The sequence below is a fragment of the Streptomyces sp. NBC_00829 genome, assembly GCF_045161795.1.
Taxonomy (GTDB): Bacteria; Actinomycetota; Actinomycetes; order Streptomycetales; family Streptomycetaceae; genus Streptomyces.
Window position 1 is genome coordinate 6,923,627 of record NZ_CP108867.1, and the last position, 25,783, is coordinate 6,949,409.

Below are 25,783 nucleotides of genomic sequence, written 5' to 3' on the forward strand. Positions count from 1 at the left end.
GCCTCTTTGGGCGGGTGAAGTCGGCTAGACCGTCGTCTCTTCAAGGAGGACGCTTCCGACATGAAGGCCGTCGTGATGGCCGGTGGCGAAGGAACACGACTTCGCCCTATGACCTCGAGCATGCCCAAGCCGCTCCTGCCAGTGGCCAACAGGCCGATCATGGAGCACGTGCTGCGCCTGCTCAAGCGGCATGGGCTCAACGAAACCGTTGTAACCGTGCAGTTTCTCGCCTCACTCGTCAAGAACTACTTCGGTGACGGTGAAGAGCTGGGCATGGAGCTCACCTATGCCAATGAGGAAAAGCCTCTCGGCACTGCGGGGAGCGTGAAGAACGCCGAGGAAGCGCTGAAGGACGATGCGTTTCTCGTCATCTCCGGCGACGCGCTGACCGACTTCGACCTCAGCGATCTCATCGCGTTCCACAAGGAGAAGGGCGCACTGGTCACGGTGTGCCTCACCCGCGTGCCGAACCCTCTGGAATTCGGCATCACCATCGTGGACGAAGAAGGAAAGGTCGAGCGCTTCCTGGAGAAGCCGACCTGGGGCCAGGTCTTCTCCGACACGGTGAATACGGGCATCTATGTCATGGAACCCGAGGTGTTCGACTACGTCGAGGCCGATGTCCCCGTGGACTGGTCCGGCGATGTGTTCCCGCAGCTCATGAAGGAGGGCAAGCCGATCTACGGCTATGTCGCCGAGGGCTACTGGGAGGACGTGGGCACCCACGAGAGCTACGTGAAGGCCCAGGCCGACGTCCTGGAGGGCAAGGTCGACGTCGAACTCGACGGTTTCGAGATCTCGCCCGGTGTGTGGGTGGCGGAAGGCGCCGAGGTGCATCCCGACGCCGTGCTCCGTGGCCCGCTCTACATCGGTGACTACGCCAAGATCGAAGCCGATGTGGAACTCCGCGAACACACGGTCGTCGGATCCAACGTGGTCGTGAAGAGCGGCGCCTTTCTCCACAAGACCGTTGTCCACGACAACGTGTACATCGGCGAGCACTGCAACCTGCGCGGCTGCGTGATCGGCAAGAACACCGACATCATGAGGGCCGCCCGGATCGAGGACGGCGCGGTCATCGGTGACGAGTGCCTGGTCGGCGAAGAATCGATTGTCCAGGGCAACGTCCGGGTCTACCCCTTCAAGACCATCGAGGCCGGCGCCTTCGTCAACACCTCGGTCATCTGGGAGTCGCGGGGGCAGGCGCACCTGTTCGGCGCCAGGGGCGTGTCCGGCATCCTCAATGTGGAGATCACTCCGGAGCTGGCGGTACGGCTTGCGGGAGCGTATGCCACGACCCTCAAGAAGGGCGCGACGGTCACCACGGCGCGCGACCACTCCAGGGGCGCCCGTGCGCTCAAGCGGGCGGTGATCTCCGCTCTCCAGGCCAGTGCCATCGACGTACGGGACCTGGAGAACGTTCCCCTGCCCGTGGCGCGCCAGCAGACAGCCCGCGGCAGTGCCGGCGGCATCATGATCCGTACGTCCCCCGGTGTGCCCGACTCCGTGGACATCATGTTCTTCGATGAACGCGGAGCGGACCTCTCGCAGGGCGGGCAGCGGAAGCTGGACCGCGTGTACGCGCGCCAGGAGTACCGGCGGGCGTTCCCGGGCGAGATCGGGGATCTTCACTTCCCGTCCAGCGTGTTCGATTCGTACACCGGATCCCTGCTGCGCAATGTCGACACCTCCGGGATCGCCGAGTCCGGGCTCAAGGTCGTCATCGACGCGTCCAACGGCAGCGCGGGTCTCGTTCTGCCGAGCCTGTTGGGACGGCTCGGTGTCGACGCGCTCACCATCAACCCCGGGCTCGACGAGTCGCGGCCCACGGAGTCGGCCGACACCCGCCGGTCCGGTCTCGTGCGGCTCGGCGAGATCGTGGCCTCCGCGCGGGCGGCGTTCGGCGTGCGTTTCGATCCCGTGGGCGAGCGGCTGTCGCTGGTCGACGAACGTGGTCGGATCATCGAGGACGACCGGGCGCTTCTCGTGCTGCTCGACCTTGTGGCCGCGGAGCGGCGCAGCGGGCGGGTGGCCCTGCCCGTGACGACCACCCGTATTGCCGAGCAGGTGGCGGCGTACCACGGCACGCAGGTGGAGTGGACGACGACATCGCCTGACGACCTGACCCGTGTGGGGCGTGAGGACACCACGATCTTCGGTGGCGACGGCCGGGGCGGCTTCATCATTCCCGAGTTCAGCAGCGTCTTCGACGGCTCGGCGGCCTTCGTACGGCTGCTCGGGCTGGTGGCCCGTACGCAGCTCACCCTCAGCCAGATCGACGCCCGGATCCCGCGGGCACATGTGCTGCGGCGCGATCTGGCGACGCCGTGGGCGGTCAAGGGACTCGTGATGCGGAAGGTGGTCGAGGCAGCCGCCGACCGGCATGTCGACACGACTGACGGTGTCCGGGTCGTCGAGCCCGACGGGCGCTGGGTGATGGTCCTTCCCGACCCCGCGGAGGCCGTCACTCATTTGTGGGCCGAGGGACCGGACGACTCTTCGGCCCAGGCCCTGCTCGACGAGTGGTCCGCCGTCGTGGACAGCGCAGGTCACTGAGGTGTGACCGGTGTGCCGGAAGTTGTCGACGGACGGCTTCCGGCACACCGGTGGGGCCATTCGGCGGTAGCAGCTGCGACGTGCGACGATGTGCGGCATGTCGCAGCAGCCCCCCGTTCGGAGCACCGGCGCTCCACCCGCACGTCCCGATGCGTCCATGTCGCTGCTGACCAATGTGATGGAGCACAGTCTCGATGAGGGATACGCGGAGGCTTTCGCCCGCCGGGATGCCGAGGGAGGGGGACTGCCCCGGACGCTGAGGGCCAAGCTCGGCCTTGCGCTGGGACTTGTCCTGGCCGCCCTGGTCGTCACCGTGGGAGCCGCTCAGGCGCGGATATCCGCACCGGTGGTGGCGAAAGAGCGCGAGGAGCTCATCGACCGTATCGACGCGGAGACCAAGGACGCCGACGCCCTGGAGCGCAGCGTCGACAAGCTCCGGGACGAGGTGGGCGATCGTCAGCGGAAGGCTCTCAAGACGCAGGGCGGCGATCAGGGGGAACTGGTCGCACTGCTCTCCGGCGCCACCGAGGTGGAGGGGCCGGGCGTGAAGCTCGTCGTCGACGATGCGAAGAACACCGATCAGGGTGGCGGGGGGCCGAGGGAGAGCAGCGGCTTCAACGACACGGGCCGGGTGCGCGACCGCGACATGCAGCGGATCGTCAACGGGCTGTGGGAGTCGGGCGCCGAGGCCGTAGCCATCAACGGACAGCGGCTGACCGCCCTGTCGGCGATCAGGGCGGCCGGCGACGCCATACTGGTCGACAACAAGCCGCTGGTGCCGCCGTACACGGTTCTCGCGGTGGGGGACGGGAAAAAGCTGAGCACCGCGTTCCAGGACAGTGCCGACGGGCAATATCTCCACGCTTTGCAGGAGAACTTCGGCATCCGTTCCAGCATCTCCGCCGAGGAGAAGGTGCGCCTGCCGGCGGCGCCGAGCTTGATCGTACGAACAGCAGAGCCGAAGACCGCCGACGCCGGGAAGGGCAACGGGCAGGACACGGCTGACACAGGGAAGGGCACATCGTGATCGCCGTACTGGGCCTCGTCGTCGGAGTCGTGGTCGGACTGTTGGTCCGACCCGAAGTGCCGGCGGTGGTCGAGCCCTATCTGCCGATCGCCGTCGTCGCGGCTCTCGACGCGGTCTTCGGTGGCCTGCGGGCCATGCTCGACGGAATCTTCGTCGACAAGGTCTTCGTGGTCTCCTTCCTGTCGAACGTGGTGGTCGCCGCGCTGATCGTGTTCCTGGGCGACAAATTGGGCGTCGGCGCCCAGCTGTCCACGGGTGTGGTGGTCGTCCTCGGCATCCGGATCTTCTCCAACGCGGCCGCGATCCGTCGGCACGTCTTCCGGGCGTGAGGCGAATGAACAACGAAGACAAGCCCCAGGGTGAGGAGCCGGAAGCCGTGACGCCGGCGGCGGACGACAGCAAGCCCGAGGGCGAACAGAAGCCCGCGCGCGAGGAGACGGCGGCCCGTCCCGGGGCGGAGCACGACGGTCCCCGCCAGCCCGGCCCTGCGCGGTCCGGACCCTCGCAGCCTGGTGGACCCCGTCCTCCTGGCCGTGAGGAGCCCGCGTCCGGTCAGCCCGAATCGGGTCGGCCCGAATCGGGTCAGCCCGAGCCAGGTCGGCCCGAGCCAGGTCGGCCCGAGCCAGGTCAGTCCGAATTCGGTCGGGTTCCGCCCGAGAAGCAGCAGACCGGTCGGCAGCGGCTCGTCGCCGTACTGTGGCCGCTGAGGTTCAGCCGCGCCCAACTCATCGTCGCCCTGCTGCTGTTCGTCCTCGGTCTGGGGCTCGCCATCCAGGTCCGTTCGAACAGTGACAGCAGCGCGCTGCGCGGTGCCCGTCAGGAGGACCTGGTCCGGATCCTCGACGAGCTGGACAACCGCACACAGCGACTTGAGGACGAGAAGCAGCGTCTGGAGGACCAGCGCGCCGAGCTGGAGAACAGCTCGGACCTGGCTGAGGAAGCGCGGAAGCAGACCCTGCAGAAGGAGCAGCAGCTGGGCATCCTCGCGGGCACGGTCGCCGCGCAGGGCCCGGGTATCACGCTCACCATCGACGACCCGTCGGGCACGGTGGAGTCGGACATGCTGCTCGACGCCATCCAGGAGCTGCGCGCCGCGGGGGCCGAGGCGATCCAGGTCAACGATGTGCGGGTGGTCGCCGACACGTACTTCACCGGCACCGGCTCCGACATCAAGGTCGACGGCAAGCCTGTCTCCGCGCCGTACACCTTCAAGGTCATCGGCAAGCCGCAGGATCTGGAGCCCGCCCTGAACATCCCGGGCGGTGTGGTGCAGACGCTTGAGAAGGAGCAGGCCACGGCGACGGTGGCGCGCTCGCAGAGGATCGTCGTGGACGCCTTGCGACCCGCGAAGCTGCCTGACTACGCTCGGTCGTCGGCGCAGTGAGGCGGGGGCGCATGAGGCCTGTTGGACCAGGGCATGAGGTTGCGGGGGGTCGGCACAGAACAAGCGTGCCGCGTGGTGGAAACTGTCTGGTGGTCACGGACGTTGTGAGAATGTCCGGGTCGGCAGGTGTGATCATTGAGGGTTCGTCCTGCCCCACGGGCGGGTCTATTTCGGTCAAGGGGAATCGCCCGTGAAGTTGTTTGGGAAGTTGTTCGGCAAGAGCGCACGCGAGGACGGCGGGAACGCCAGGCATCGCGTGCCGCGCCATGGCCAGAGTGAGGAGCAGGGCGGCGAGCGTCCGCTCTTCCGGGACGAGGTCGCTGGTCCGGGCGGTGACAATTCGGGTGATGGGGGCGCGTCGTCGGTTGACCCTGCCGGTTCCGGCCGCATAGGTTTCGGGGAACCATCAACCTCAAGTACGGGTGGAGGGTTTGCCCCGGACCCGTATGCGACCAATCCCCACGCGGGTCAGCCGCGGCAGGAGGATCCGTCCATGTCGGCCTTGGTTTGTACGAGGTGCGGGCACCGCAATGCCGAGGCCAGCCGCTTCTGCTCCAACTGTGGCGCGCCGCTTCGGGGCGGGGCTCCCGCCGAGCGCGCGTCGGAGACGACCTCGACGATCTCCATCTCCGGCATCGAGGCGTATGACGCGGAGGTGACGGGGCAGACGCAGCTTCCGTCGCTCTCTCCCGAGGCCCAGGCCGCTGTCGACGCGCTGCCCCTCGGCTCCGCCCTGCTGGTGGTGCGCCGCGGTCCGAACTCCGGGAGCCGCTTCCTGCTGGACGGCGAGCTGACCACGGCCGGCCGTCACCCGCAGAGCGACATCTTCCTCGACGACGTGACCGTCTCGCGGCGTCATGTGGAGTTCCGCAGGGGGCCCGACGGCGGCTTCACCGTCTCGGACGTCGGCAGCCTGAATGGCACGTACGTCAACCGCGAGCGGATCGACTCCGTCGTCCTGGCCAATGGCGACGAGGTTCAGATCGGCAAGTACCGGCTGGTCTTCTACGCGAGCCAGCGGGGCGTGTAACCCTCCCCCAGACTCCGTCCGGGGGGACCCCCAGGAAGGCACATGCTGCGAACACCGACTGGCGGTGCCGGCCACGGCACCGCCACCGCGGGCGAGAGGCTGATGAGCATCGGGACGGTGCTCAGCCAGCTGAGGGACGAATTTCCCGAAGTGACCATCTCCAAGATCCGTTTTCTGGAGGCCGAAGGGCTGGTCGAGCCGAGGCGTACGCCGTCGGGGTACCGCAAGTTCAGCCCCGGGGACGTGGAGCGGCTGGCTCAGGTGCTGCGGATGCAGAGGGACCACTATCTTCCGCTGAAGGTCATCCGGGAGCATCTCGACGCCCAGGCGCGCGGGGAACAGGCGCAGCTGCCCGCGCAGGGCGTGCAGCGGGAGCTGTGCCAGTGGACGACGGGCGACTTCGACGCGGAGCGGCCCACGGCGGCCCGGGTGGGGCGCCCGGAGCTGCTGGCGGCCGCCGAGGTGAGTGAGGCGGAGCTCGACGAGTGGGAGTCGTACGGCCTGCTGGCGCGAGACGGAAACGGCGGCTACGACGCCGAATCGGTGACTGTCGCCAGACTCGTCGCGGATCTGGGGAAATTCGGACTCGAGCCCCGTCATCTGCGGGCGATGAAGGCGGCGGCCGACCGGGAGGCCGGGCTGGTCGAGCAGGTGGTGGCACCCTTGCGGCGGCACCGTAATCCGCAGACCAGGGCGCATGCCGAGGCGACCACGAAAGAGCTCGCCGCCCTGTCCGTGCGGCTGCATGCGGCCCTGGTGCAGACCGCGCTCGGGGTCCGGCTCCACTGATCTTGGGGGAGCCCGACTACCCAAACCGGTCGGGCACGTCCTAGGGTTGCTGTGTGAACGAGCTCGACGTTGTGGGTGTCCGGGTCGAAATGCCCTCGAACCAACCGATCGTGCTCCTACGTGAAGTGGGAGGCGACCGGTACCTCCCCATCTGGATCGGTCCCGGGGAAGCCACCGCCATCGCCTTTGCCCAGCAGGGCATGGCTCCGGCGAGGCCGCTGACGCACGACCTCTTCAAGGACGTGCTGGAGGCGGTCGGCCAGGAGCTGACCGAGGTGCGCATCACTGACCTGCGCGAAGGGGTTTTCTACGCGGAGCTGGTCTTTGCCAGCGGCGTCGAGGTGAGTGCGAGACCGTCCGACGCCATAGCGCTGGCCCTGCGGACCGGCACACCGATCTTCGGCAGTGACGGGGTCCTCGATGACGCGGGAATCGCCATCCCGGACGAGCAGGAGGACGAGGTGGAGAAGTTCCGCGAGTTCCTCGATCAGATCTCGCCCGAGGATTTCGGCACCAACAGTCAGTGACGACGCCAACAGTCTGTGACCGTCCGACGGGCGGCGTCGGCGCATTCGGCAACCCTTTCCCCGAATGGGGGCACGGGAAACCACTCTCAGGGTGATTATCACTCGGCGTGCCGAGTGTGGCGATCGTTGACGCACCCCGGGTGACTGCCTACCGTCGAGATGGCAGGTCAAGGACGGAGGTCGGCGTGAGAAGCAGCGGCGACGGTACGGCTGGGGGTGCCCCCGGAAGCAGTCTCGGGGAGAGCGGGCCGTATCCGCTTCACGGAGACGTAGCCGACCCCTCGAAGGAAGCGATCGGCTACCGCGGGCCCACAGCCTGCGCGGCGGCTGGGATCACCTACCGACAGCTCGACTACTGGGCCCGCACAGGTCTGGTGGAGCCCAGCGTGCGGCCGGCGTACGGATCGGGCACACAGCGGCTCTACAGCTTCCGTGACGTGGTCGTTCTCAAGATCGTCAAGCGGTTCCTCGACACCGGCGTGGCCCTGCAGAACATCCGCACGGCCGTGCAGCATCTGCGGGCCCGTGGCTTCACCGACCTCGAACGCATGACGCTGATGAGCGACGGCGCGACCGTCTACGAGTGCTCCTCGCCCGACGAGGTCGTCGATCTGCTCCAGGGCGGCCAGGGAATCTTCGGGATCGCCGTCGGCGTGGTCTGGCGGGATGTCGAGGCGGCGCTGTCGCAGCTTCACGGCGAGCGCGTCGACACCGGCGAGACGCTGATCGGCAACAATCCGGCGGACGAACTGGCCAGACGAAGGCGCGACAGGGCCGTTTGAGCGCTGAGCGCGTCCTGTTCGCCGGGCCCGTGGATCGGTGCCCAGCCGGTTCGGCGCCATTGTCAGTGGTGTAGGGCAGCATCGGAGATGTGAGATCCGCGCCGACGATTCTGCATCTGGACATGGATGCCTTCTTCGCCGCCGCCGAGCAGGCGGCGAAGCCGAGTCTGCGCGGAAAGCCGGTGGTCGTCGGCGGGCTCGGCCCGCGCGGTGTCGTCGCGACCGCCTCGTACGAAGCTCGGCAGTTCGGCGTCCACTCCGCCATGCCGATGGCGCAGGCCAGACGGCTCGCACCGAACGCCGCCTATGTCGTGCCGCGCTTCTTGCTCTATCGCACGGTCAGCGAGCAGGTGATGGAGCTCCTGGGGACGCTCTCTCCATTGGTCGAGCCACTGAGCCTGGACGAAGCGTTCGTGGATCTGGAAGCCGGTGGAGTAGCCGACGACTCCGCCTCCGCGCGGGCGGCCGGGGAGCGGCTGCGCGCCGACATCCGCGCTGTCACGGGACTCACGGGTTCCGTTGGGCTCGCCGGATCCAAGATGCTCGCGAAAATCGCCTCCGAACAGGCGAAACCCGATGGTCTTGTGCTCATAGAGCCCGGCACGGAGCGGGAGCTGCTCGGGCCGATGCCGGTGCGCACGCTGCCCGGGGTCGGCCCGGCGACCGGTGAGCATCTGCGCCGCGCGGGCATGACGACGGTGGCCGAGCTGGCGGAGGCGGGCGAGGACGAGCTTGTCCGGCTGCTGGGCAAGGCGCACGGGACCTCGCTGTTCCGGATGGCGATGGGGTACGACAACCGGCCGGTCGTTGCCGAACGGGACACGAAATCGGTGTCGGTCGAGGACACCTTCGATGTGGATCTGCACGACCGGGTGCGGGTGCGGATCGAGGTGGAGCGGCTGTCCGACCGGTGTGTGCAGCGGCTGCGCGCCGCCGGACACTCCGGACGGACCATCGTGCTCAAGGTGCGGCGGTACGACTTCTCGACTCTGACACGCTCGGAGACGCTGCGGGGACCGACCGACGATCCCGCGGTGGTGCGGGAGGCCGCGGGGCGGCTCCTGGAGGCCGTGGACACCACGGGCGGGGTGCGGCTGCTGGGGGTGGGTGTCACCGGACTGGCGGACTACACCCAGGAGGATCTCTTCGCTCAGGCCGCCGCCGATGAGCAGGCAGGGTCCGTCCTGGGCCGGGCGGACGGGCCGGAGGCGCCACATGCCTCTGAGGGAGCGGGGACGGACAGCGCCGAATCCGTGGCCCCCGCCGAGCGGCACTGGGCGGCGGGGACGGACGTACGGCACGCGGAGTACGGACCGGGGTGGGTGCAGGGCAGCGGCGTCGGGCGGGTGACCGTGCGGTTCGAAGAGCCGGGTTCGCCGCCGGGGCGCGTGCGCACCTTCCGGGTGGACGATCCGGATCTTGAGCCCTCGGAACCGCTGTCGCTGGTGCCGCGGCTCACCGATGAGCAGGAACGGGTCCGCAAGGCCGACCCTGGCGGGTCGACCGCCGCGGGTCGGTCCTCGGGCCCGGGTCAGTCCTCCTGGCCGGAGACGTGGCCGAAGGACGTGTCTCCCGACGGCGCCGGGGTCTCGGGCGGCACGGAGAGATCGAGGCCGTAGTGGTGGTAGAGCTGGAGTTCCTGCTCGGGCGAGAGATGACGGCCGACACCGAAGTCCGGGGCGTCCTTGATCAGCGAGCGTTCGTAAGGGACGTGCAGGGTGTCGTTGACGACCTTGCTGGGCTCCAGCGGGACAAACGCATCCCTGCTGAACAGCCCGGTGCGCACGGCGGCCCACTCGGGCGCACCCGTGGCATCGTCGAGATATACCTCGTCCACAGTCCCGATCTTGGTGCCGTTGCGGTCGAACGCCTTGCGGCCGATCAGGCTGCGCGGATCGATGTCGGTCTGCACGGTCCCTCCAATTGGTCGCAACTGCTAGGTAAATACTACAAAAGTGCACATTGGGGGTGTCGGCCACTTGAGCGATCACGCCGGCAGGCACCCGAGCGTGCGGTGACCGACGGCCGGGCGATCACTTGAGCGATTAGCGAGGGGCCACGCTGGTACTCTGGCAAACGGCTGCTGACCCCGTGCGGGAGAGTCCACCGGTGACCAACCGGCTGGCGCCGAAGGAGCAAATCCTCCCCGGAATCTCTCAGGCCCCTGTACCGCACGGACGAGGTCACTCTGGAAAGCAGGGCGGGTGTCGGACGGCATCCGCTCTCACCGACGGTGAAAGCCGGCGTGCCGCTGTGGCGTGCCGGTGAAGCTCTCAGGTTGAGATGACAGAGGGGGAGGCCGTCCGGGCATCCGCGCCGCGGTGCCCCTCGCCGGTCGTGTCGGACCAGGAGGCCTCCTAAATGACCGCCAACCGCATTCCGCTCTCCCAGCTGGAGCAGGGCATCCCCTTCGAGCAGCGCCACATCGGGCCCGACGCCGAGGCCCAGGCCAAGATGCTGGCGCAGGTGGGGTACGGCTCGCTCGACGAGCTGACCGCCGCCGCGGTCCCCGATGTGATCAAGAGCGCGGAGGCCCTGAACCTTCCGGGCGCCCGCACGGAGGCCGAGGTACTCGCCGAGCTGCGCACCCTGGCCGACCGCAACCAGGTGCTCGCGCCGATGATCGGTCTCGGCTACTACGGCACCTTCACGCCCCCGGTCATCCTGCGCAATGTCATGGAGAACCCGGCCTGGTACACCGCGTACACGCCCTACCAGCCCGAGATCTCCCAGGGCCGCCTGGAGGCGCTGCTCAACTTCCAGACGATGGTCGCCGACCTGACCGGTCTGCCCACCTCGGGCGCTTCGCTGCTCGACGAGAGCACGGCCGCGGCCGAGGCCATGTCGCTCGCCCGCCGGGTCGGCAAGGTCAAGGAAGGCGTTTTCCTGGTCGACGCGGACGTCCTGCCGCAGACCCTCGCGGTGATCGGGACCCGCGCCGAGCCGACCGGTGTCCAGATCGTCACTGCCGACCTGAGCAAGGGCATCCCCGCCGAGATCGCCGAGCGCGGTGTCTTCGGCGTGCTGCTCCAGTACCCCGGCGCCTCCGGCGCCGTCCGTGACATCAAGCCGGTCATCGAGCAGGCGCACGGGCTGGGCGCGATCGTCACCGTCGCCGCCGATCTGCTGGCGCTGACGCTGCTCACCTCGCCCGGCGAGCTGGGCGCGGACATCGCGGTCGGCACCACGCAGCGCTTCGGCGTCCCCATGGGCTTCGGCGGCCCGCACGCCGGCTATATGGCCGTCCGCGACAAGTTCGCGCGCAGCCTGCCCGGCCGCCTGGTCGGGGTCTCCGTGGACGCCGACGGAAACAAGGCGTACCGGCTTGCGCTGCAGACCCGTGAGCAGCACATCCGCCGTGAGAAGGCCACCAGCAACATCTGCACCGCCCAGGTGCTGCTCGCCGTGATGGCGGGAATGTACGCGGTGTACCACGGCCCCGAGGGTCTGCGGTCGATCGCGCAGCGCACCCACCGCTACGCAGGCATCCTCGCCGAGGGCCTGCGGGCCGGTGGCGTGGAGGTCGTGCACGGCTCGTACTTCGACACGCTGACCGCGCGGGTGCCGGGCAAGGCCGCCGAGATCGTCGCCGCGGCCCGCGAGGGCGGGGTCAACCTCCACCTCGTCGACGCCGACACCGTCTTTGTCTCCTGCGACGAGACCACCGCCCGCGCGCAGCTGGCCGCCGTGTGGGCCGCCTTCGGCGTCGAGGCCGACATCGAGGCCCTGGACGCAGTGACCACGGAGGCCCTGCCCGCGGCCCTGCTGCGGACCGACGACTACCTCACGCACCCCGTGTTCCACCAGCACCGCTCCGAGACGGCGATGCTGCGCTACCTGCGCAAGCTGGCCGACCGGGACTACGCGCTGGACCGCGGCATGATCCCGCTCGGCTCCTGCACGATGAAGCTGAACGCGACCACCGAGATGGAGCCGGTCACCTGGCCGGAGTTCGGCCAGATCCACCCCTTCGCCCCGGTCGAGCAGGCCGGCGGCTACCTCACGCTCATCCGTGAGCTGGAGGAGCGTCTCGCCGAGGTCACCGGTTACGACGCGGTGTCCATCCAGCCGAACGCCGGCTCCCAGGGCGAGCTCGCGGGCCTCCTGGCCGTACGCGCCTACCACCGCGCCAACGGCGACACCCAGCGCACCGTCTGTCTCATCCCCTCCTCCGCGCACGGCACCAACGCGGCCAGCGCCGTCATGGCCGGCATGAAGGTCGTCGTGGTCAAGACCGCCGACGACGGCGAGGTGGACATCGAGGACCTGCGGGCCAAGATCGAGCAGTACCGCGACGAGCTCTCGGTCCTGATGATCACCTATCCGTCGACCCACGGTGTGTTCGAGGAGCACGTCGCCGACATCTGCGCCCAGGTCCACGAGGCCGGCGGCCAGGTGTACGTCGACGGTGCCAACCTCAACGCGCTGGTGGGGCTCGCCAAGCCGGGCAAGTTCGGCGGCGACGTCTCGCACCTCAACCTGCACAAGACCTTCTGCATCCCGCACGGCGGCGGTGGCCCCGGCGTCGGTCCGGTGGGCGTCCGGGCGCACCTCGCCCCGTACCTCCCCAACCATCCCCTCCAGCCCACCGCGGGCCCGGAGACCGGTGTGGGGCCGATCTCGGCCGCGCCATGGGGCTCGGCGGGCATCCTGCCGATCTCCTGGGCGTATGTCCGCCTCATGGGCGGCGAGGGCCTCAAGCGCGCGACGCAGGTCGCCGTGCTCGCGGCGAACTACATCGCCAAGCGCCTGGAGCCGCACTACCCGGTGCTCTACACCGGCCCGGCGGGCCTGGTCGCCCACGAGTGCATCGTCGATCTGCGACCGCTGTCGAAGTCGACGGGCGTCAGCGTCGACGACATCGCCAAGCGTCTGATCGACTACGGCTTCCACGCGCCGACCATGTCGTTCCCGGTGGCCGGCACGCTGATGATCGAACCCACGGAGAGCGAGGACCTCAAGGAGATCGACCGCTTCTGCGACACCATGATCGCGATCCGCGGAGAGATCGAGAAGGTCGCGTCGGGCGAGTGGCCCGAGCAGGACAACCCGCTGAGCAACGCCCCGCACACCGCGGCGGCGCTGGGCGGTGAGTGGGAGCACGCCTACAGCCGCGAGGAGGCCGTCTTCCCGGCCGGGGTGAGCGCCGCCGACAAGTACTGGCCGCCGGTGCGCCGGATCGACGGTGCGTTCGGTGACCGCAATCTCGTCTGCTCCTGCCCGCCGATGGACGAGTACGACCACTGACGGGCGGCGGTCGAACGGCCGCGGACCTGTGTCGGGGCCGGTGCGGAGATTTCGTCTCCGGGCCGGCCCCTCGTCGTACGTCGTACGGATAAGCCCCTAGGCGGCCGTCATCACCTCGCGCGGCCGGTGCGGCGCGATGATCTGCCCGTCGGGCAGCAGCTCGCCGGTGTCCTCGAAGAGCAGGACGCCGTTGCACAGCAGGCTCCAGCCCTGCTCCGGGTGGTGCGCCATGAGGCGCGCCGCCTCCCGGTCGGCTGAGTCGGACGTCGGGCAGGCTGGCTGGTGCTGGCACATGGGTGGGTTCTTTCGCTGCGTCGGTGAGACTGTCCTGCGGCTCGATGAGGTGTTCATGGCCGCCCCCCGTATCTGTCGGTTCCGGTCCCCAGTGTTGCCCCACGGGCGTCAATCCGCAGGGATTTCGCGGCAGCTCTTCTTACTGGTTAATGACGCATCACCCAGGCGGACGGTTCAGTTCAACTCCACCGTCCCTTCGGGTGGTTCGTGGGGGCCGGTATGGGCTAGTCCGCTTGGGACGGAAGTGCGCCCCGCGACGGAGTGGTCACGGGGCGCGAGGGGTGCTCGGGCAGGGCGATTACCAGTGCGGCCGTCAGGCCGTGCCGGTCATGCGGGGGAGCCGAGCAGGGGAGCCGGCGTGAGCCGCAGGGTCATCACCGGCAGAAGATCGGCGACCCGGTGGGGGCGGTGCGCCGCGATGCCCGGCGGGGCCGGTGCCAGGGGCACCAGGACATCCGTCGGGCGGGGAGTGCCGGTCCCGGCGTCGGCGTCCGTGTCGCCGTGCAGCCAGAGGGTGAGCATGTACAGCTCGGGGACGGAGAGCAGCCGCGGCTGGAAGGGGGTCCTCATCGACTCGGCCTGGCGCAGCGCACGTTCGGTGGAGCTCAGATAGGGGCCTTCGAAGAAATGGGAGAAGGTCCAGCCGTCCGGGGTGAGCATCGTCTCCGCGGCGGCCACGGCGCGTTCGCCGCTGCGGATCAGAAAGCGCCAGCCCGTGAGGCGGGTGTAGGGAGCGCTTCCGCTCGGGACGATCTGATCCAGTACATGGACGGGAAGCGGCAGTTCGGGGCTCAGAGGTCCCTGGACGGACCTGAGAGCCGGTGTGGGGGCCTCGCGGACGGCTGTAGGGGAGCCGAGTGCCGCGAGGACGCAGCGGAGGGCAGGCGCGGGAGCCGGGGGGACATGCAGCGGCATGATGGGTCGCCTCTCACTTCGGAGACACGTTGATGCAAGGGCAGGTGCGGACGGCACTGTCAGCGTGCGGGGCCAGAGGCGGGCTGGAAAGGCCACCGGGCGCCAACTCTCTGCCTCGTTCGCGGAGTTTATACGACACGTGTTCTCACAGTGTTTCCGCTAGCGGGCGCAGGCATTTCAGGCAAGGCTGAATCGCGTCTTTCCGCCGAGATGATACGTGCCGATTTATCGTGAAGGCGAGGCTCCGGCCTGGGTTTATGTCTCCGACGCGGTAGGCTGAAACGCGCCGGTGTTTTCCACCAGGCATCGGGCATTGGTAACTGCGTACTGCAACATGCCGAATGAATGTGCCGCTCGGCTGTTTCGTCCACCCTACCGGCAGTCGACCGGCCCCGGGGCGTTATAGATCAGCGAGTCTGGGCATTATCGTCCGTGACACGAGCGCCCGGTGCTCCGTGGTGCCCACTCGAGGAGGGACGCTTCGATGGGGGAGAAGGTCGTGGCAGGCGGGTTGCACCTGTCCGATCGGCAGAGATACCGGAGGAAGTTGCAGCAGTGCCTCGCGGGACTGGGGAGGCTGCTGGCCGAGAAGAGGTTCGACCGGCCCAAGAATCTGATGGGACTGGAGATCGAGCTGAATCTCGCAGGCGCCGACGGGCTTCCACGGATGATGAATGCCGAAGTTCTCGAACGGATCGCCAGCCATGATTTCCAGACCGAACTCGGAATGTTCAACCTGGAAGTAAATATTGTTCCCCACCGATTGAGCGGGCGGGTTCTGGACCAGCTGTCCGAGGAGTTGCGGACCGGACTCGGATATGCGCACAGGAAAGCCGAAGAACTCGGCGCCGGGATCGTGATGATCGGAATTCTTCCGACGCTCGCCCAGCACGACCTGGTCTCCGCCAATCTCTCGGCCGGCGACCGGTACACCCTGCTCAACGACCAGATCGTCGCGGCACGCGGCGAGGACTTCGCGCTCGACATCGACGGGGTGGAGAGCCTGACGTGCACGTCGGCGTCGATCGCCCCCGAAGCCGCCTGCACCTCGGTGCAGTTGCATCTCCAGGTGACTCCCGCCCGGTTCGCGGACGTGTGGAACGCGGCTCAGGCCGTGGCCGCCGTGCAGGTGGCCGTCGGCGCGAACTCCCCCTTCCTGTTCGGCAGGGAGCTGTGGCGGGAGTCGCGGCCCCCGCTGTTCCAGCAGGCCACCGACACCCGCCCGCCCGAGCTCCAGGCCCAGGGAGTCCGGCCGCGTACCTGGTTCGGAGAGCGGTGGGTCACCTCGGCGTACGACCTCTTCGAGGAGAATCTGCGCTACTTCCCCGCCCTGCTGCCCATCTGTGACGAGGAGGAGGACCCGCTGAGGGTGCTCGACGACGGCGGAGTGCCGAAGCTCCACGAGCTCGTCCTGCACAACGGCACGGTCTACCGCTGGAACCGCCCTGTCTACGGAGTCGTCGACGGCGTTCCCCATCTGCGCGTCGAGAACCGAGTGCTGCCCGCGGGCCCCACGGTCACCGACGTGATCGCCAATGCGGCCTTCTACTACGGGCTGGTCCGCGCGCTCGCCGAAGAGGCCAGGCCGGTGTGGAGCAGGCTGCCCTTCACCGCGGCGGCGGAGAACTTCGACACCGCATGCCGCCACGGCATCGACGCCGAGCTCCAGTGGCCCCGCCCCGGACGGGGCGGCGGCATCACCCGGGTGCCGGTCGTGAAGCTCGTGCGGGACGAACTGCTGCCGCTCGCCGCGGCGGGACTCGATGCGTGGAACGTCGAGCCGGCCGACCGCGACTTCTATCTCGGCGTCATCGAGGAGCGGTGCAAGCGAAGGGTCAACGGTGCCTCCTGGCAGGCCGACACGTACCACCGCGCGCTGGAGGCCGGTCTGGAGCGGGATGCGGCGCTCGCGGCGACGACCCGCCGCTACTGCGAGCTGATGCACCGGGGTGAGCCCGTGCACACCTGGCCCGTCGGCTTCCCCGCGCCTCGGCCCTGAGCCGCGGCCGGTCCCTGCCGCCCCACCGCCATGAACGCATTGAGGACCACACCCCGGATCTCGGCGGGCCGCTGACCTGGACACCGGCTTCCCACCCCTCCCCGATCTCGTCGAGCCCGTCTCCTGTGGCCGGCCCGGGGCCGGACCTGCCTCCGTCCGCCGGCCCGTCGTCGGGCATGCTGTGACATCCCATGCGGTGGTGCCCTCCTTGAACGACCGGGCGAGGAGAAGGGGCGGACGTCAGCCGGCTGACGTCCGCCCCAACGGCCTGTCGCACGCGATCTTCGTACCTGTATTCGAGACCCTGGCGGGGCGAGGATGGGCATGGCGGTCGGATGACGTAACTGGAGGCAGGCGTGCAGGCGGAGGCGGGACGCGTGGCTGATTCTCTTCCTCAAGAGGTCATGTCGCGCAAGATCTTGCGGTCGGAGACGCTGCTCGTACTTGCGCTCTCACTCGGTGCGAGCGGACTGTCGGCGCTGATCAGCTTTGTCGGATCGCTAACGAAACCGGGTGGTCTGAAGGAGCAGGCGGCGACGCTGAACGGGTCGTACGCCCCCGGACGGCCGTGGCTCGATCTCGCCTGGCAGCTCTTCGGAATCACGACCGCGCTGGTGCCCGTCCTGCTCGTCGCGCATCTGCTGACGCGTGAAGGGGTCGGGGTGCGGGCGATCGGATTCGACCGCACCAGGCCCTGGAGCGACCTGGGGCGGGGGGCGCTCGTCGCCGCGTGCATCGGCAGCGCCGGGCTCGGGTTCTATCTGGTGACACGCGCCCTGGGGTTCAACCTCACCGTGGTGCCGGAGGCGCTGCCCGCCGTGTGGTGGAAGTACCCCGTACTGATCCTCTCGGCGATCCAGAACTCCGTGGTGGAGGAAGTGATCGTCGTCGGATACCTGCTGCGCAGGCTGGGGCAGCTGGGCTGGTCACCGATGGCCGCCCTGGTGGCGAGCTCGGTGCTGCGCGGCTCGTACCACCTCTACCAGGGCATCGGCGGCTTTGTCGGCAACATGGTGATGGGCGTGGTGTTCGTGCTGCTCTACCGGCGCTGGGGACGAGTCGGTCCACTCGTGGCCGCGCATGCGCTGCTCGACATCGTGGCGTTCGTCGGTTACGGACTGCTGGCCGGCAAGGTGGGGTGGCTGCCCACGCTGTGAGGGGCGGGAGGAAGGGGCGTACGACAGCTGCCGTACGCCCCTTCGGCGTGCACGGGGGCTGATCAGGGAGCGGACAGCAACTCGCCGTCGATGACGGTGACTGCCCGGCCCCTGAGAAGGGTGCGCTCGCCGTGCAGCGAGGTGCGGACCACTCCGCTGCGCACAGAGGCCTGCAGTCCGGTCAGCTCGGTGCGCCCGAGCCGCCCCGACCAGAACGGGGCGAGAGCGGTGTGGGCACTGCCGGTCACCGGGTCCTCGTCGATGCCGACGTTGGGGAAGAAGCAGCGGGAGACGAAGTCGTAGCCGCCGGAGGGATCCTCGGCGGCGGCCGTGGCGATGATGCCCCGCTCCGAGTGCGCGGCCAGGGCGCCGATGTCCGGCGCCAGCGAGCGGACGGTCTTCTCGTCGGCGAGTTCGACGAGCAGATCGCCGATGTGCCGGCCGGTGTCGTGCGCCGAGCGCACCTTCGCCCCGAGCGCCTCGTCGAGGCCTTCGGGAACCTCGACCGGCACCAGCGGGGCGGTGGGGAAGTCGAGGGTGATCGCGCCGCTCTCGTCGGCTGTGGCGGTGAGGATGCCGCAGCGCGCAGCGAAGCGGACCGTGCCGGTCGCGGCACCGGTGGTGTGCAGCACATGGGCGGTGGCGAGGGTGGCGTGGCCGCACATGTCGACCTCGGTCGCCGGGGTGAACCAGCGCAGCGCCCAGTCGGCGTCGCCGCCTGCGGGGAGCGGGTGGGCGAAGGCGGTCTCCGCGTGGTTCACCTCCTTGGCCACGTTCTGGAGCCAGGGATCGCCGGGGAAGCCGCCGGAGTCCAGCAGCAGGACTCCGGCGGGGTTGCCGCTGAAGGGACGGTCGGTGAACGCGTCGACGATTCGAATCCGCATGCCGTGACCGTAGAGGCTCGAGGAAGTCGCAGGCCAAGGCCAATTCGGGGTTGCTGGACCGGTGGAGTGTTGTCATCCGACACATTCCGATATATCGTTGACCCATCGCGACAGATCAACGATGGAAGGAGCGTAGCGATGCGTTCACATGGACAGGGACATGAGCACGGTCATGGGCATGGGCACTGCGGGCCCGGCCATCAGGGTCGGGGCGACTTCGAAGGGCGCCGCTCGGCATTCGGTTCGTTCGGACCGCCGTTCGGGGGGCCTTTCGGAGGCGGGCGCGGCCGAGGCGGTGGTCGGGGCAGGGCGCGGCGCGGAGATGTGCGTGCCTCGATCCTTGCGCTGCTCAAGGAAAGGCCGATGCACGGTTACGAGATGATCCAGGAGATCGGCGAGCGCAGCGGCGGGGCCTGGAAGCCCAGTCCTGGCTCGGTCTACCCGACACTCCAGATGCTCGAGGACGAGGGCCTGATCACCAACGAGACCGCGGGCGGCAAGAAGCTGTTCACGCTCACCGAGGCCGGGCGCACCGAGGCCGAATCGGGGCCGGACGCCCCATGGGAAGAGGCCGGGCGCGGAGTCGACTGGGACACGGTCAACGAGATCCGTCAGGCCGGGTTCGGTCTGATGGAGGCGTTCGGCCAGGTCTGGAAGACCGGCAGTACCGAGCAGCGGCAGAAGGCTGTCGCGGTCATCAACGATGCCCGGAAGAGGCTCTATCTGATCCTCGCCGATGAGGACTGACCCGCGGCGCGAAACGGCCCCTCGAATCCGCCGGCGGATTCGAGGGGCCGTTTCGCATGCCGCTCGCAGGGAGTCCGTGCGGGATGTCAGGTGACGAGCCCGCCCAGCTTGCGCAGCGATTCGTTCAGTGCGGCGGTCGCCGAGTCCTTGAGCTTGCCCGCCATCAGCGAGACGGCGGCGCCCGTGAACTCTCCGTCAATGCGGACCTTCGTGCCGTCGCCGTCGGGAGTGAGGGTGTAGCGGTTGCCGACGTTGACGCCCATCGGCCCCTTGCCCCGGATGCCCAGTACCCGGCCGGCCTCGAATGCGTCCACGGTCCAGGCCACTTCGGCGGGGAAGCCCATGAGCTTCATGTTCTCGTCGTAGGTGGCCCCCAGTTCCAGCGTCTCGGGTCCGCCCTTCGGGAAGCTGGTGTGGGTGGCGTTCCACTGGCCGTAGCTGGTGAAGTCCGTCAGCTGGGCCCAGACCTTCTCGGTCGATGCCTCGATCCGGGCTTCGGCACTGACTTCGGCCATACGACCACCCCTCCATGTCGGGTTTCGGTGTCGCGGAACGTAGTCCTGACCGCCGGAACATTCAATACTGATGAACAGTCAGATGTGCTCGACGGCTGGATCCGCCAGATCCGCGCGGAATGGGGCCAGTCGGAGGCGCGGGGTGAGACCCCTCGTCGTGGGCAGTGGGAGGCCGCCCGGAACTGGTCGGCGGGAAGCGCGCAAGCCGGCGTGGACCCGGTGGACGTACTGCCGCCCGTCGAGCGCGAGCGGCTCGACCATCCAGATCGTGCCCGAGGGCACGCGGGCCCATCGGCCGCGGTTTGCCCGGCGGGCGCATGGCAAGGCGGCGCGCGCCGATTGGGGAGACATGTTGCGATCTCATCCGTAAGGAGGAGAAACCGGCCGGGCATGCGCAACCTCTGCGGGATGCGCGAATGGCCCCCCACGTGGATGCCCGGACCTCGGGATACTGATGAGGTGGGAGATGTGCACAGTCCCACCCCGCGGGCGCCTCGGCGGCCCGCCGCCACGCGTACGGAGCTCGATGCCCGGCTCAGCGTCGAGCTGGCCGCGGCGGTCGCGGCGGCGCGGCGAAGAGCGCTGCGCGACGGCGACCGTCAGGTCGACACCGCGCATCTGCTGCACTCCCTGATCGAGTCGGACCCTCGGGTGCGGGCCGCACTCGGCGACGAGGCGCAGGTCGCCAGGGCGCTCGGCTATCTCGTGCAGCGCAGCATCGGGTACGGACTGCGCTGGCAGGGGTCGGTGGAGGACTCGGGTGCGATTCCCGTCGTGCGCGGGCCGGAAACGGACGCGGCTGGATGGTCCCCTTCGGCGGTCGCCGCGATGGACGGCGCGATGGAGCGGGCCGACCTGCGAGGTGAGGCGCGGGCCGGCGGTATCGATCTGCTCGACGCACTCGCATCGGATCCCGGGTGCCGGGCGGTGGAGGTCCTGCGGCGCGCGGGGGTGGACGTGGCCCTGCCGGGCAGGCGGACATCGGCTGAGTAGTCGTCCCGGTCCGTGGCCGCGGGGCGGGCGGAGGTGCGGAGGACAGTGCGCCGGGGCGCGCGGTGACTCGACATGTGTATCGGGGATGACGGTCCTGACTTGCGCTGTCATGATGTGCCGATGCAGGCGTCTCAGGGAAAGAACGCCGGCCTGGGACTCGCCCTGGGCTCGGCGATCGCATTCGGTGGATCAGGTGTCGCGGCCAAGCCGCTGATCGAAGCGGGGCTCGACCCGTTGCATGTGGTGTGGCTGCGGGTGGCCGGGTCCGCGCTCATCATGCTTCCGGTGGCGTGGCGCAACCGGGACCTGGTGCTGCGCCGGCCCGCGCTGCTCGTCGGTTTCGGACTGCTCGCCGTCGCGGGCGTACAGGCCTGCTACTTCGCCGCCATCTCCCGGATCCCGGTCGGCGTCGCACTGCTCATCGAATACCTCGCACCCGCGCTGGTGCTCGGATGGGTGCGCTTTGTGCAGCGGCGGCCGGTGACCCGGGCCGCGGCGGTCGGCGTGGTCCTCGCCGCCGCCGGTCTCGCCTGCGTCGTGGAGGTGTGGACCGGACTGAGTTTCGACGCGGTCGGGCTGCTGCTCGCGCTCGGCGCCGCGTGCTGCCAGGTCGGCTACTTCGTCCTCGCCGACCACGGCGGCGACGGCGAGGACGCGCCGGATCCGCTCGGTGTCATCGCCTACGGGCTCATCGTCGGCGCGGCCGTGCTGACGATGGTGGCGCGGCCGTGGCGGATGGACTTCTCCGTTCTGGGCGCGAGCGCCGACATGGGCGGTACATCGATGCCGGCCGGCCTGCTCCTGGCCTGGATCGTGCTGATCGCCACCGTGCTCGCCTATGTCACCGGCGTGGTCTCGGTCCGCAGGCTCTCGCCGCAGGTGGCCGGTGTGGTGGCGTGCCTGGAGGCCGTCATCGCGACCGTGCTCGCGTGGGTGCTTCTTGAGGAGCATCTGTCGGCGCCCCAGATCGTCGGCGGCGCGGTGGTGCTCGTCGGAGCGTTCATCGCGCAGTCCCAGGCGCCGAAGGCACCGTCGGGGCCGCTGGCGAGCGGTGGGCCGGTGGCCGGCGACGGACCGGGGGTGACGTCCGCGCAGGCGCAGGCGCAGGGGCTGGGGGCCGGGGCGGGGGCGGGCGCCGCTGCTGTCGGCCCCGGCTGAGCCCGGCGCCGAGCCCGCCGCTGTGGACGGGGAGTTGGCGACGCGGGCAGCCCCGTAAAGTGCCGATCATGCATTTGACCGTGCTTCCGCCGCCTGCCGCCTAGCGCGGTGAGGGCGGGACCGTGCGGCCGGCCGGCGTCGCGCTCGCGCTGCTGTCCGCCGCCGGGTACGCGGCGATCACCCTGCTGACGCGCCGGCTCGGCCGGGACGGGGGCGGCGGCGACGCCCTGTCCACGACGGCGTGGGCCTTCGCGATCGGGGCGGTGGGGCTGCCGCCGATGGCTCTGGCGGAGGGCCTGGTGCCGCACACCGTGGAACCGGTGCGGGTGATCTGGCTGCTGGCGTACGTGGCTGCGGTGCCGACGGCGCTCGCGTACGCGCTCTCCTTCGTGGGAGCCGCGGTGGTCCGGGCCGCAACGGTCTCGGTGATCATGCTGCTCGAACCGGTGAGCGCGGCGGTCATCGCGGTCACCGTGCTCGACGAGCGGCTGACGGCCGCGACGGTGGCGGGGACGCTGCTGTTGCTGGCCGCGGTCGGCGGACTGGCCGTGGCGGAGACCCGGACCGGGCCGGGGGAGGCCGAGACCCACGCCGGGACCGGGGTGGCGAAGAGGCCGGTCGGGGCCGCGAGGGAACAGCGGTCGGGGCGGGGCCGTGTGGGAGGAGATGACCTGGGAGGGGCCGAGGGGTAGGGCATGACCTGGGGGCCCGCCCGCGTACCCCCTGCGCCGGCGCTTCAGTGCTGAGCCGCCAGATACCCCGGCAGCTCGATCGACTCGTCCAGGTCCGCCGCCGGGATCGGCGTGCCCCGGTGGGAGGTCACGGGGATCACTCCTGTCCAGTACGGAAGCGACAGGTCCTCCGGGTCGTCGTTCGGGCCGCCCGAGCGGAGCTTGGCCGAGACCTCGCTCAGGTCCAGTCGCAGGACGGCCGTGGCTGCCAGCTCCTTCGCGTTCGCCGGGCGGGAGTTGGCGGAGCGGCCGGGGACCACATGGTCCACCAGCGCGTCGAGGGCCGTGCGCTTCTCGGTGGCGTCGGTGACCTGGTGGGCCGTGCCGTGCACGACGACCGACCGGTAGTTGATCGAGTGGTGGAAGGCGGAGCGGGCCAGGACCAGGCCGTCGACGTGGGTGACCGTCAGACAGACGTCGAGGCCGGGGTCCGCCTCGCCCGCCATGCGCAGGGGGCGGGAGCCGGTGGAGCCGTGGACGTACAGATGGTCGTCGACGCGGGCGAAGAGGGTCGGCAGGACCACCGGCGCGCCGTCGCGCACAAAGCCGAGGTGGCACACGTATGCGGCGTCGAGTATGGAGTGGACCTGCTCGCGGTCGTACCTCGCGCGCTCCTTCGCGCGCGTCGGGACGGTGCGATCGGTGGCCTCGTAGGCGTCCGGCATTGCGTACTCCATTGCACTAGTGCATAATCACGTTTGTGCTAGGAGAGTATCGGATCGTGGGGCGACGCGCATCGGAGATTGCCGCCAGCGTCGAGTACGCGGTAGGCACCGGAGAGCTGGAGCCGGGGCAACTGCTCCCGCCCATGAGGGAGTTGGCGACGGAGCTCGGGGTGAACCCGAACACCGTCGCGTCCGCGTACCGGACCCTGCGCGAGCGCGGGGTGATCGAGACCGCCGGGCGCAAGGGCAGCCGGGTGCGACCCCGGCCGGCCAGCACGGCCCGGGGGTCCATCCGGATCGACGCCCCGGCCGGCGTTCGCGACCTGGGCAAGGGCAATCCGGATCCTTCCCTGCTGCCTCCGCTGCACGACGCGCTCGCCGCCGCGGCCCGGCGCAATGAGCAGGAGCCCGGCCTGTACGGACAGACCCCCGTCGACGCGGACTTCGCCCGCCTGGCCCGCGCGGCCCTGGACGCTGACGGGGTGCCCGACGGGCCCGTCGCCGTCACGTCCGGATCCCTGGACGCCATCGAGCGTGTCCTCGCCGCGCATCTCAAGCCCGGAGACGCGGTCGCCGTGGAGGATCCGGGCTGGGGGAGTCTGCTGGATCTCGTGCCCGCGCTCGGCCTGAAGCCCGTGCCCGTGGGGCTCGACGACGACGGACCGCTGCCGGGCGAGGTGGAGAAGGCGCTCGCCGCCGGGGCAAGGGCGCTCGTCGTCACCGACCGGGCGCAGAATCCCACCGGGGCCGTGGTGAGCCGGGCACGCGCCCACGCACTGCGTGCCGTCCTCGCCACGTACCCCCGGACCCTCCTCATCGAGGACGACCACGGCCACGCCATTGTCGACCAGCTCCTGCACCCGCTCGCCGGCGTGACCGCCAATTGGGCCCTCGTGCGCTCCACGGCCAAGGCGTACGGTCCCGATCTGCGCGTCGCCGTCCTGACCGGGGACGCCCTTACCGTCGACCGGGTGATGGGTCGGCAGCGGCTCGGACCCGGCTGGGTGAGCCGGCTGCTGCAGCGTGCGGTCGTCCAGCTGTGGACCTCCGGCGCGGTCGACTCCACGGCGGTCGCCCGTTCCTACGGCCGTCGGCGTGACGCCCTCGTCCAGGCGCTGGAGGAGCGCGGTATCGAGGCCCACGGCCGGAGCGGGATGAATGTGTGGGTGCCCGTACCCGACGAGACCGGCGCCGTGGCGAGACTGCTGCATGCCGGGTATGCCGTCGCGCCGGGAGCCCGCTTCCGGATGTCCGCGCCGCCCGCTGTCCGGCTCACCGTCTCGGACCTGTCGATGGCCGACATCGGGCCGGTCGCCGACGCGGTCGCGGCGGCGGCCGGCCCGGCGCCCGCACGCAGCTACGGCTGAGCGGTGGCGGCCGGCTTCGGCCGGGCATCGGCCCGCGGCCTGGGCCTGCTCTGGGTCAGGGCCGCGCCCGCCAGCACGATCAGCGCGCCCACCGGGGTGTTCCAGCCGAGCTGTTCGCCCAGGACCGCGACGCCCGCGGCCGTGGCGATGACCGGGATGAAGTACGTGACCATCTGCCCGGTCGTCGGGCCGACCTCCGCGACGAGGCCGTACTGCACGAGCAGGGCGAAGCCCGTCCCCAGCGCGCCGAGCGCGACCACCGCGAGCAGCGGCACCAGGGGGAAGGATGACGGCACAGTGGTGAACAGCGGGGTGACGACGGCGAGCTGGACCGTCGCGAGCAGCAGTTGTGCGCCCGTCAGCGAGAGATGAGAGTGGCTGCTGCCCGCCAGTGTGCGGCGCACATAGATCCAGCCGATCGGGTAGCTCAGCGAGGCGAGCAGCGCCATCGCCGTGCCGCTGACGTCGAGTCCGGAGAAGCCCTGCCAGGCGCCGAGCACGGTCAGCACACCGAGGAAGCCGATGCCGAGTCCGGCGACCCGGCGGCGGGTCGGCCGGTCCTCGGAGAGCGCCACCAGCGAAAGCGCCATGCCCCACAGCGGCGAGGTGGCGTTGCAGATGCCGGCCAGCGTCGAGGGGATCGTCAGCTCGGAGTAGGCGAAGAGCGAGAACGGCAGGGCGTTGAGGAGGAAGGCGGCGACGGTCAGGTGCATCCAGGTGCGGAGTCCGCGCGGCAGCCGGTCCCGCCGCACGGTCATCGCGACGGCCAGGACCGCCGTGCCGAAGAAGAGCCGGCCCAGCGTCACTTGAAAGGGGGCGTACGCGCCGGTGCCGACCTTGATGAGCAGGAAGCTGAAGCCCCACACCGTGGAGAGCACCGCGAACCGGATGCGCCAGTCGATGCGGGGTCGTGGGGAAACCGTGGGCGTGGGGACGCGTGGAGAGGAGGTCCGGGACGGGACGGCGGTGCTCATGACGTCCACGATCGCGGGTGAAACATCGTAGGACAAGCGAGA

23 protein-coding genes, 1 pseudogene and 1 riboswitch are annotated in these 25,783 nt (G+C 69.7%); of the genes and pseudogenes, 17 read left to right on the forward strand and 7 right to left on the reverse strand.

Annotated features, from left to right (window positions below; genetic code table 11):
- Positions 1 to 60: 60 nt before the first annotated feature.
- From OG293_RS30980 to OG293_RS31020, 9 genes are all read left to right on the forward strand, one after another.
- Positions 61 to 2,556 (forward strand): sugar phosphate nucleotidyltransferase, encoded by a 2,496-nt coding sequence (locus OG293_RS30980; RefSeq protein WP_406002067.1) that lies wholly within the window; start codon positions 61 to 63, stop codon positions 2,554 to 2,556.
- Between the two features lie 97 nt (positions 2,557 to 2,653).
- Entirely contained in the window at positions 2,654 to 3,583 is a 930-nt protein-coding gene (locus OG293_RS30985; protein ID WP_406002068.1) for a DUF881 domain-containing protein, read from the forward strand.
- A complete protein-coding gene (locus tag OG293_RS30990) occupies positions 3,580 to 3,912 on the forward strand; it encodes a small basic family protein (RefSeq protein WP_003970459.1) in 333 nt (110 codons plus the stop codon). Before OG293_RS30985 ends, OG293_RS30990 begins: the two co-directional genes overlap by 4 nt.
- A gap of 5 nt (positions 3,913 to 3,917) precedes the next feature.
- Positions 3,918 to 4,967: a DUF881 domain-containing protein gene (locus OG293_RS30995; RefSeq protein WP_406002069.1), complete on the forward strand. Its 1,050-nt coding sequence runs from the start codon at positions 3,918 to 3,920 to the stop codon at positions 4,965 to 4,967.
- A gap of 148 nt (positions 4,968 to 5,115) precedes the next feature.
- The gene (locus OG293_RS31000) at positions 5,116 to 5,997 is read left to right on the forward strand and encodes an FHA domain-containing protein (RefSeq protein ID WP_406003767.1); all 882 of its coding nucleotides are present in this window, start codon (positions 5,116 to 5,118) and stop codon (positions 5,995 to 5,997) included.
- Positions 5,998 to 6,039: 42 nt separating this feature from the next.
- Entirely contained in the window at positions 6,040 to 6,786 is a 747-nt protein-coding gene (locus tag OG293_RS31005; RefSeq protein ID WP_406002070.1) for a MerR family transcriptional regulator, read from the forward strand.
- A 53-nt stretch (positions 6,787 to 6,839) separates the two neighbouring features.
- Positions 6,840 to 7,313 carry a bifunctional nuclease family protein gene (locus tag OG293_RS31010; RefSeq protein ID WP_005475662.1) on the forward strand — a complete coding sequence of 158 codons (474 nt, stop codon included), beginning with the start codon at positions 6,840 to 6,842 and terminating at the stop codon, positions 7,311 to 7,313.
- A 185-nt stretch (positions 7,314 to 7,498) separates the two neighbouring features.
- Positions 7,499 to 8,095 (forward strand): MerR family transcriptional regulator, encoded by a 597-nt coding sequence (locus tag OG293_RS31015; RefSeq protein ID WP_406002071.1) that lies wholly within the window; start codon positions 7,499 to 7,501, stop codon positions 8,093 to 8,095.
- Positions 8,096 to 8,184: 89 nt separating this feature from the next.
- The gene (locus OG293_RS31020) at positions 8,185 to 9,714 is read left to right on the forward strand and encodes a DNA polymerase IV (protein WP_406002072.1); all 1,530 of its coding nucleotides are present in this window, start codon (positions 8,185 to 8,187) and stop codon (positions 9,712 to 9,714) included.
- On the opposite strand, the gene OG293_RS31025 is transcribed toward OG293_RS31020, so the two are convergent.
- A complete protein-coding gene (locus tag OG293_RS31025) occupies positions 9,627 to 10,019 on the reverse strand; it encodes a PRC-barrel domain-containing protein (RefSeq protein WP_406003768.1) in 393 nt (130 codons plus the stop codon). The two genes, OG293_RS31020 and OG293_RS31025, sit on opposite strands and share 88 nt — an antisense overlap.
- A 160-nt stretch (positions 10,020 to 10,179) precedes the next feature.
- Positions 10,180 to 10,277: riboswitch (glycine riboswitch) on the forward strand.
- A 179-nt stretch (positions 10,278 to 10,456) separates the two neighbouring features.
- Between OG293_RS31025 and gcvP the strand changes: the two genes are divergently transcribed.
- Positions 10,457 to 13,342 carry an aminomethyl-transferring glycine dehydrogenase gene (gene gcvP / locus OG293_RS31030; RefSeq protein WP_406002073.1) on the forward strand — a complete coding sequence of 962 codons (2,886 nt, stop codon included), beginning with the start codon at positions 10,457 to 10,459 and terminating at the stop codon, positions 13,340 to 13,342.
- 96 nt (positions 13,343 to 13,438) lie between these two features.
- On the opposite strand, the gene OG293_RS31035 is transcribed toward gcvP, so the two are convergent.
- Positions 13,439 to 13,636 (reverse strand): DUF5999 family protein, encoded by a 198-nt coding sequence (locus OG293_RS31035; protein ID WP_406002074.1) that lies wholly within the window; start codon positions 13,634 to 13,636, stop codon positions 13,439 to 13,441.
- A 327-nt stretch (positions 13,637 to 13,963) separates the two neighbouring features.
- Positions 13,964 to 14,551: a hypothetical protein gene (locus OG293_RS31040; protein WP_406002075.1), complete on the reverse strand. Its 588-nt coding sequence runs from the start codon at positions 14,549 to 14,551 to the stop codon at positions 13,964 to 13,966.
- 484 nt (positions 14,552 to 15,035) lie between these two features.
- On the opposite strand from OG293_RS31040, the gene OG293_RS31045 reads away from it, so the two are divergent.
- Together OG293_RS31045 and OG293_RS31050 are read left to right on the forward strand one after the other, a co-directional pair.
- Positions 15,036 to 16,550, forward strand: a complete 1,515-nt coding sequence (locus tag OG293_RS31045) for a glutamate-cysteine ligase family protein (protein WP_406002076.1) — start codon at positions 15,036 to 15,038, stop codon at positions 16,548 to 16,550.
- A gap of 356 nt (positions 16,551 to 16,906) precedes the next feature.
- Positions 16,907 to 17,707 carry a CPBP family intramembrane glutamic endopeptidase gene (locus OG293_RS31050; RefSeq protein ID WP_406002077.1) on the forward strand — a complete coding sequence of 267 codons (801 nt, stop codon included), beginning with the start codon at positions 16,907 to 16,909 and terminating at the stop codon, positions 17,705 to 17,707.
- A 62-nt stretch (positions 17,708 to 17,769) separates the two neighbouring features.
- On the opposite strand, the gene OG293_RS31055 is transcribed toward OG293_RS31050, so the two are convergent.
- Positions 17,770 to 18,591: a PhzF family phenazine biosynthesis protein gene (locus OG293_RS31055; protein ID WP_406002078.1), complete on the reverse strand. Its 822-nt coding sequence runs from the start codon at positions 18,589 to 18,591 to the stop codon at positions 17,770 to 17,772.
- Positions 18,592 to 18,729: 138 nt separating this feature from the next.
- On the opposite strand from OG293_RS31055, the gene OG293_RS31060 reads away from it, so the two are divergent.
- The gene (locus OG293_RS31060) at positions 18,730 to 19,338 is read left to right on the forward strand and encodes a PadR family transcriptional regulator (RefSeq protein WP_406002079.1); all 609 of its coding nucleotides are present in this window, start codon (positions 18,730 to 18,732) and stop codon (positions 19,336 to 19,338) included.
- Between the two features lie 86 nt (positions 19,339 to 19,424).
- Here the strand turns inward: OG293_RS31060 and OG293_RS31065 are convergent, their stop codons facing one another.
- On the reverse strand, positions 19,425 to 19,853 hold the full coding sequence (locus OG293_RS31065) for an SRPBCC family protein (RefSeq protein ID WP_406002080.1): 429 nt from the start codon (positions 19,851 to 19,853) through the stop codon (positions 19,425 to 19,427).
- A 468-nt stretch (positions 19,854 to 20,321) separates the two neighbouring features.
- Between OG293_RS31065 and OG293_RS31070 the strand changes: the two genes are divergently transcribed.
- From OG293_RS31070 to OG293_RS31080, 3 genes and pseudogenes are all read left to right on the forward strand, one after another.
- Positions 20,322 to 20,846: a Clp protease N-terminal domain-containing protein gene (locus tag OG293_RS31070; RefSeq protein ID WP_406002081.1), complete on the forward strand. Its 525-nt coding sequence runs from the start codon at positions 20,322 to 20,324 to the stop codon at positions 20,844 to 20,846.
- A 120-nt stretch (positions 20,847 to 20,966) separates the two neighbouring features.
- Positions 20,967 to 22,004 (forward strand): EamA family transporter, encoded by a 1,038-nt coding sequence (locus tag OG293_RS31075; protein WP_406002082.1) that lies wholly within the window; start codon positions 20,967 to 20,969, stop codon positions 22,002 to 22,004.
- Between the two features lie 107 nt (positions 22,005 to 22,111).
- A pseudogene (locus OG293_RS31080) lies at positions 22,112 to 22,567 on the forward strand (EamA family transporter); the annotation flags it as partial.
- A gap of 173 nt (positions 22,568 to 22,740) precedes the next feature.
- On the opposite strand, the gene OG293_RS31085 reads toward OG293_RS31080, so the two are convergent.
- Entirely contained in the window at positions 22,741 to 23,412 is a 672-nt protein-coding gene (locus OG293_RS31085; protein ID WP_406002083.1) for a pyridoxamine 5'-phosphate oxidase family protein, read from the reverse strand.
- Positions 23,413 to 23,435: 23 nt separating this feature from the next.
- Here OG293_RS31085 and OG293_RS31090 point away from each other — a divergent pair, with 23 nt between their 5' ends.
- Positions 23,436 to 24,767, forward strand: coding sequence for an aminotransferase class I/II-fold pyridoxal phosphate-dependent enzyme (locus OG293_RS31090; protein WP_406002084.1), 1,332 nt, complete (start codon positions 23,436 to 23,438; stop codon positions 24,765 to 24,767).
- Here the strand turns inward: OG293_RS31090 and OG293_RS31095 are convergent.
- A complete protein-coding gene (locus OG293_RS31095; RefSeq protein ID WP_406002085.1) occupies positions 24,758 to 25,741 on the reverse strand; it encodes a DMT family transporter in 984 nt (327 codons plus the stop codon). The genes OG293_RS31090 and OG293_RS31095 overlap by 10 nt on opposite strands.
- Positions 25,742 to 25,783: the final 42 nt, after the last annotated feature.

What these genes read in the sequence shown, in the direction of transcription:
- gcvP (WP_406002073.1), top strand. Translation starts at nt 10,457, where the DNA reads ATGACCGCCAACCGCATTCCGCTCTCCCAGCTGGAGCAGGGCATCCCC.
- OG293_RS31005 (WP_406002070.1), top strand. Translation starts at nt 6,040, where the DNA reads ATGCTGCGAACACCGACTGGCGGTGCCGGCCACGGCACCGCCACCGCG.
- OG293_RS31095 (WP_406002085.1), bottom strand. Translation starts at nt 25,741, where the DNA reads ATGAGCACCGCCGTCCCGTCCCGGACCTCCTCTCCACGCGTCCCCACG.
- OG293_RS31075 (WP_406002082.1), top strand. Translation starts at nt 20,967, where the DNA reads ATGCAGGCGTCTCAGGGAAAGAACGCCGGCCTGGGACTCGCCCTGGGC.
- OG293_RS30985 (WP_406002068.1), top strand. Translation starts at nt 2,654, where the DNA reads ATGTCGCAGCAGCCCCCCGTTCGGAGCACCGGCGCTCCACCCGCACGT.
- OG293_RS31045 (WP_406002076.1), top strand. Translation starts at nt 15,036, where the DNA reads ATGGGGGAGAAGGTCGTGGCAGGCGGGTTGCACCTGTCCGATCGGCAG.
- OG293_RS30980 (WP_406002067.1), top strand. Translation starts at nt 61, where the DNA reads ATGAAGGCCGTCGTGATGGCCGGTGGCGAAGGAACACGACTTCGCCCT.
- OG293_RS31060 (WP_406002079.1), top strand. Translation starts at nt 18,730, where the DNA reads ATGCGTTCACATGGACAGGGACATGAGCACGGTCATGGGCATGGGCAC.
- OG293_RS31055 (WP_406002078.1), bottom strand. Translation starts at nt 18,591, where the DNA reads ATGCGGATTCGAATCGTCGACGCGTTCACCGACCGTCCCTTCAGCGGC.
- OG293_RS31085 (WP_406002083.1), bottom strand. Translation starts at nt 23,412, where the DNA reads ATGGAGTACGCAATGCCGGACGCCTACGAGGCCACCGATCGCACCGTC.
- OG293_RS31065 (WP_406002080.1), bottom strand. Translation starts at nt 19,853, where the DNA reads ATGGCCGAAGTCAGTGCCGAAGCCCGGATCGAGGCATCGACCGAGAAG.
- OG293_RS31035 (WP_406002074.1), bottom strand. Translation starts at nt 13,636, where the DNA reads ATGTGCCAGCACCAGCCAGCCTGCCCGACGTCCGACTCAGCCGACCGG.
- OG293_RS30995 (WP_406002069.1), top strand. Translation starts at nt 3,918, where the DNA reads ATGAACAACGAAGACAAGCCCCAGGGTGAGGAGCCGGAAGCCGTGACG.
- OG293_RS31040 (WP_406002075.1), bottom strand. Translation starts at nt 14,551, where the DNA reads ATGCCGCTGCATGTCCCCCCGGCTCCCGCGCCTGCCCTCCGCTGCGTC.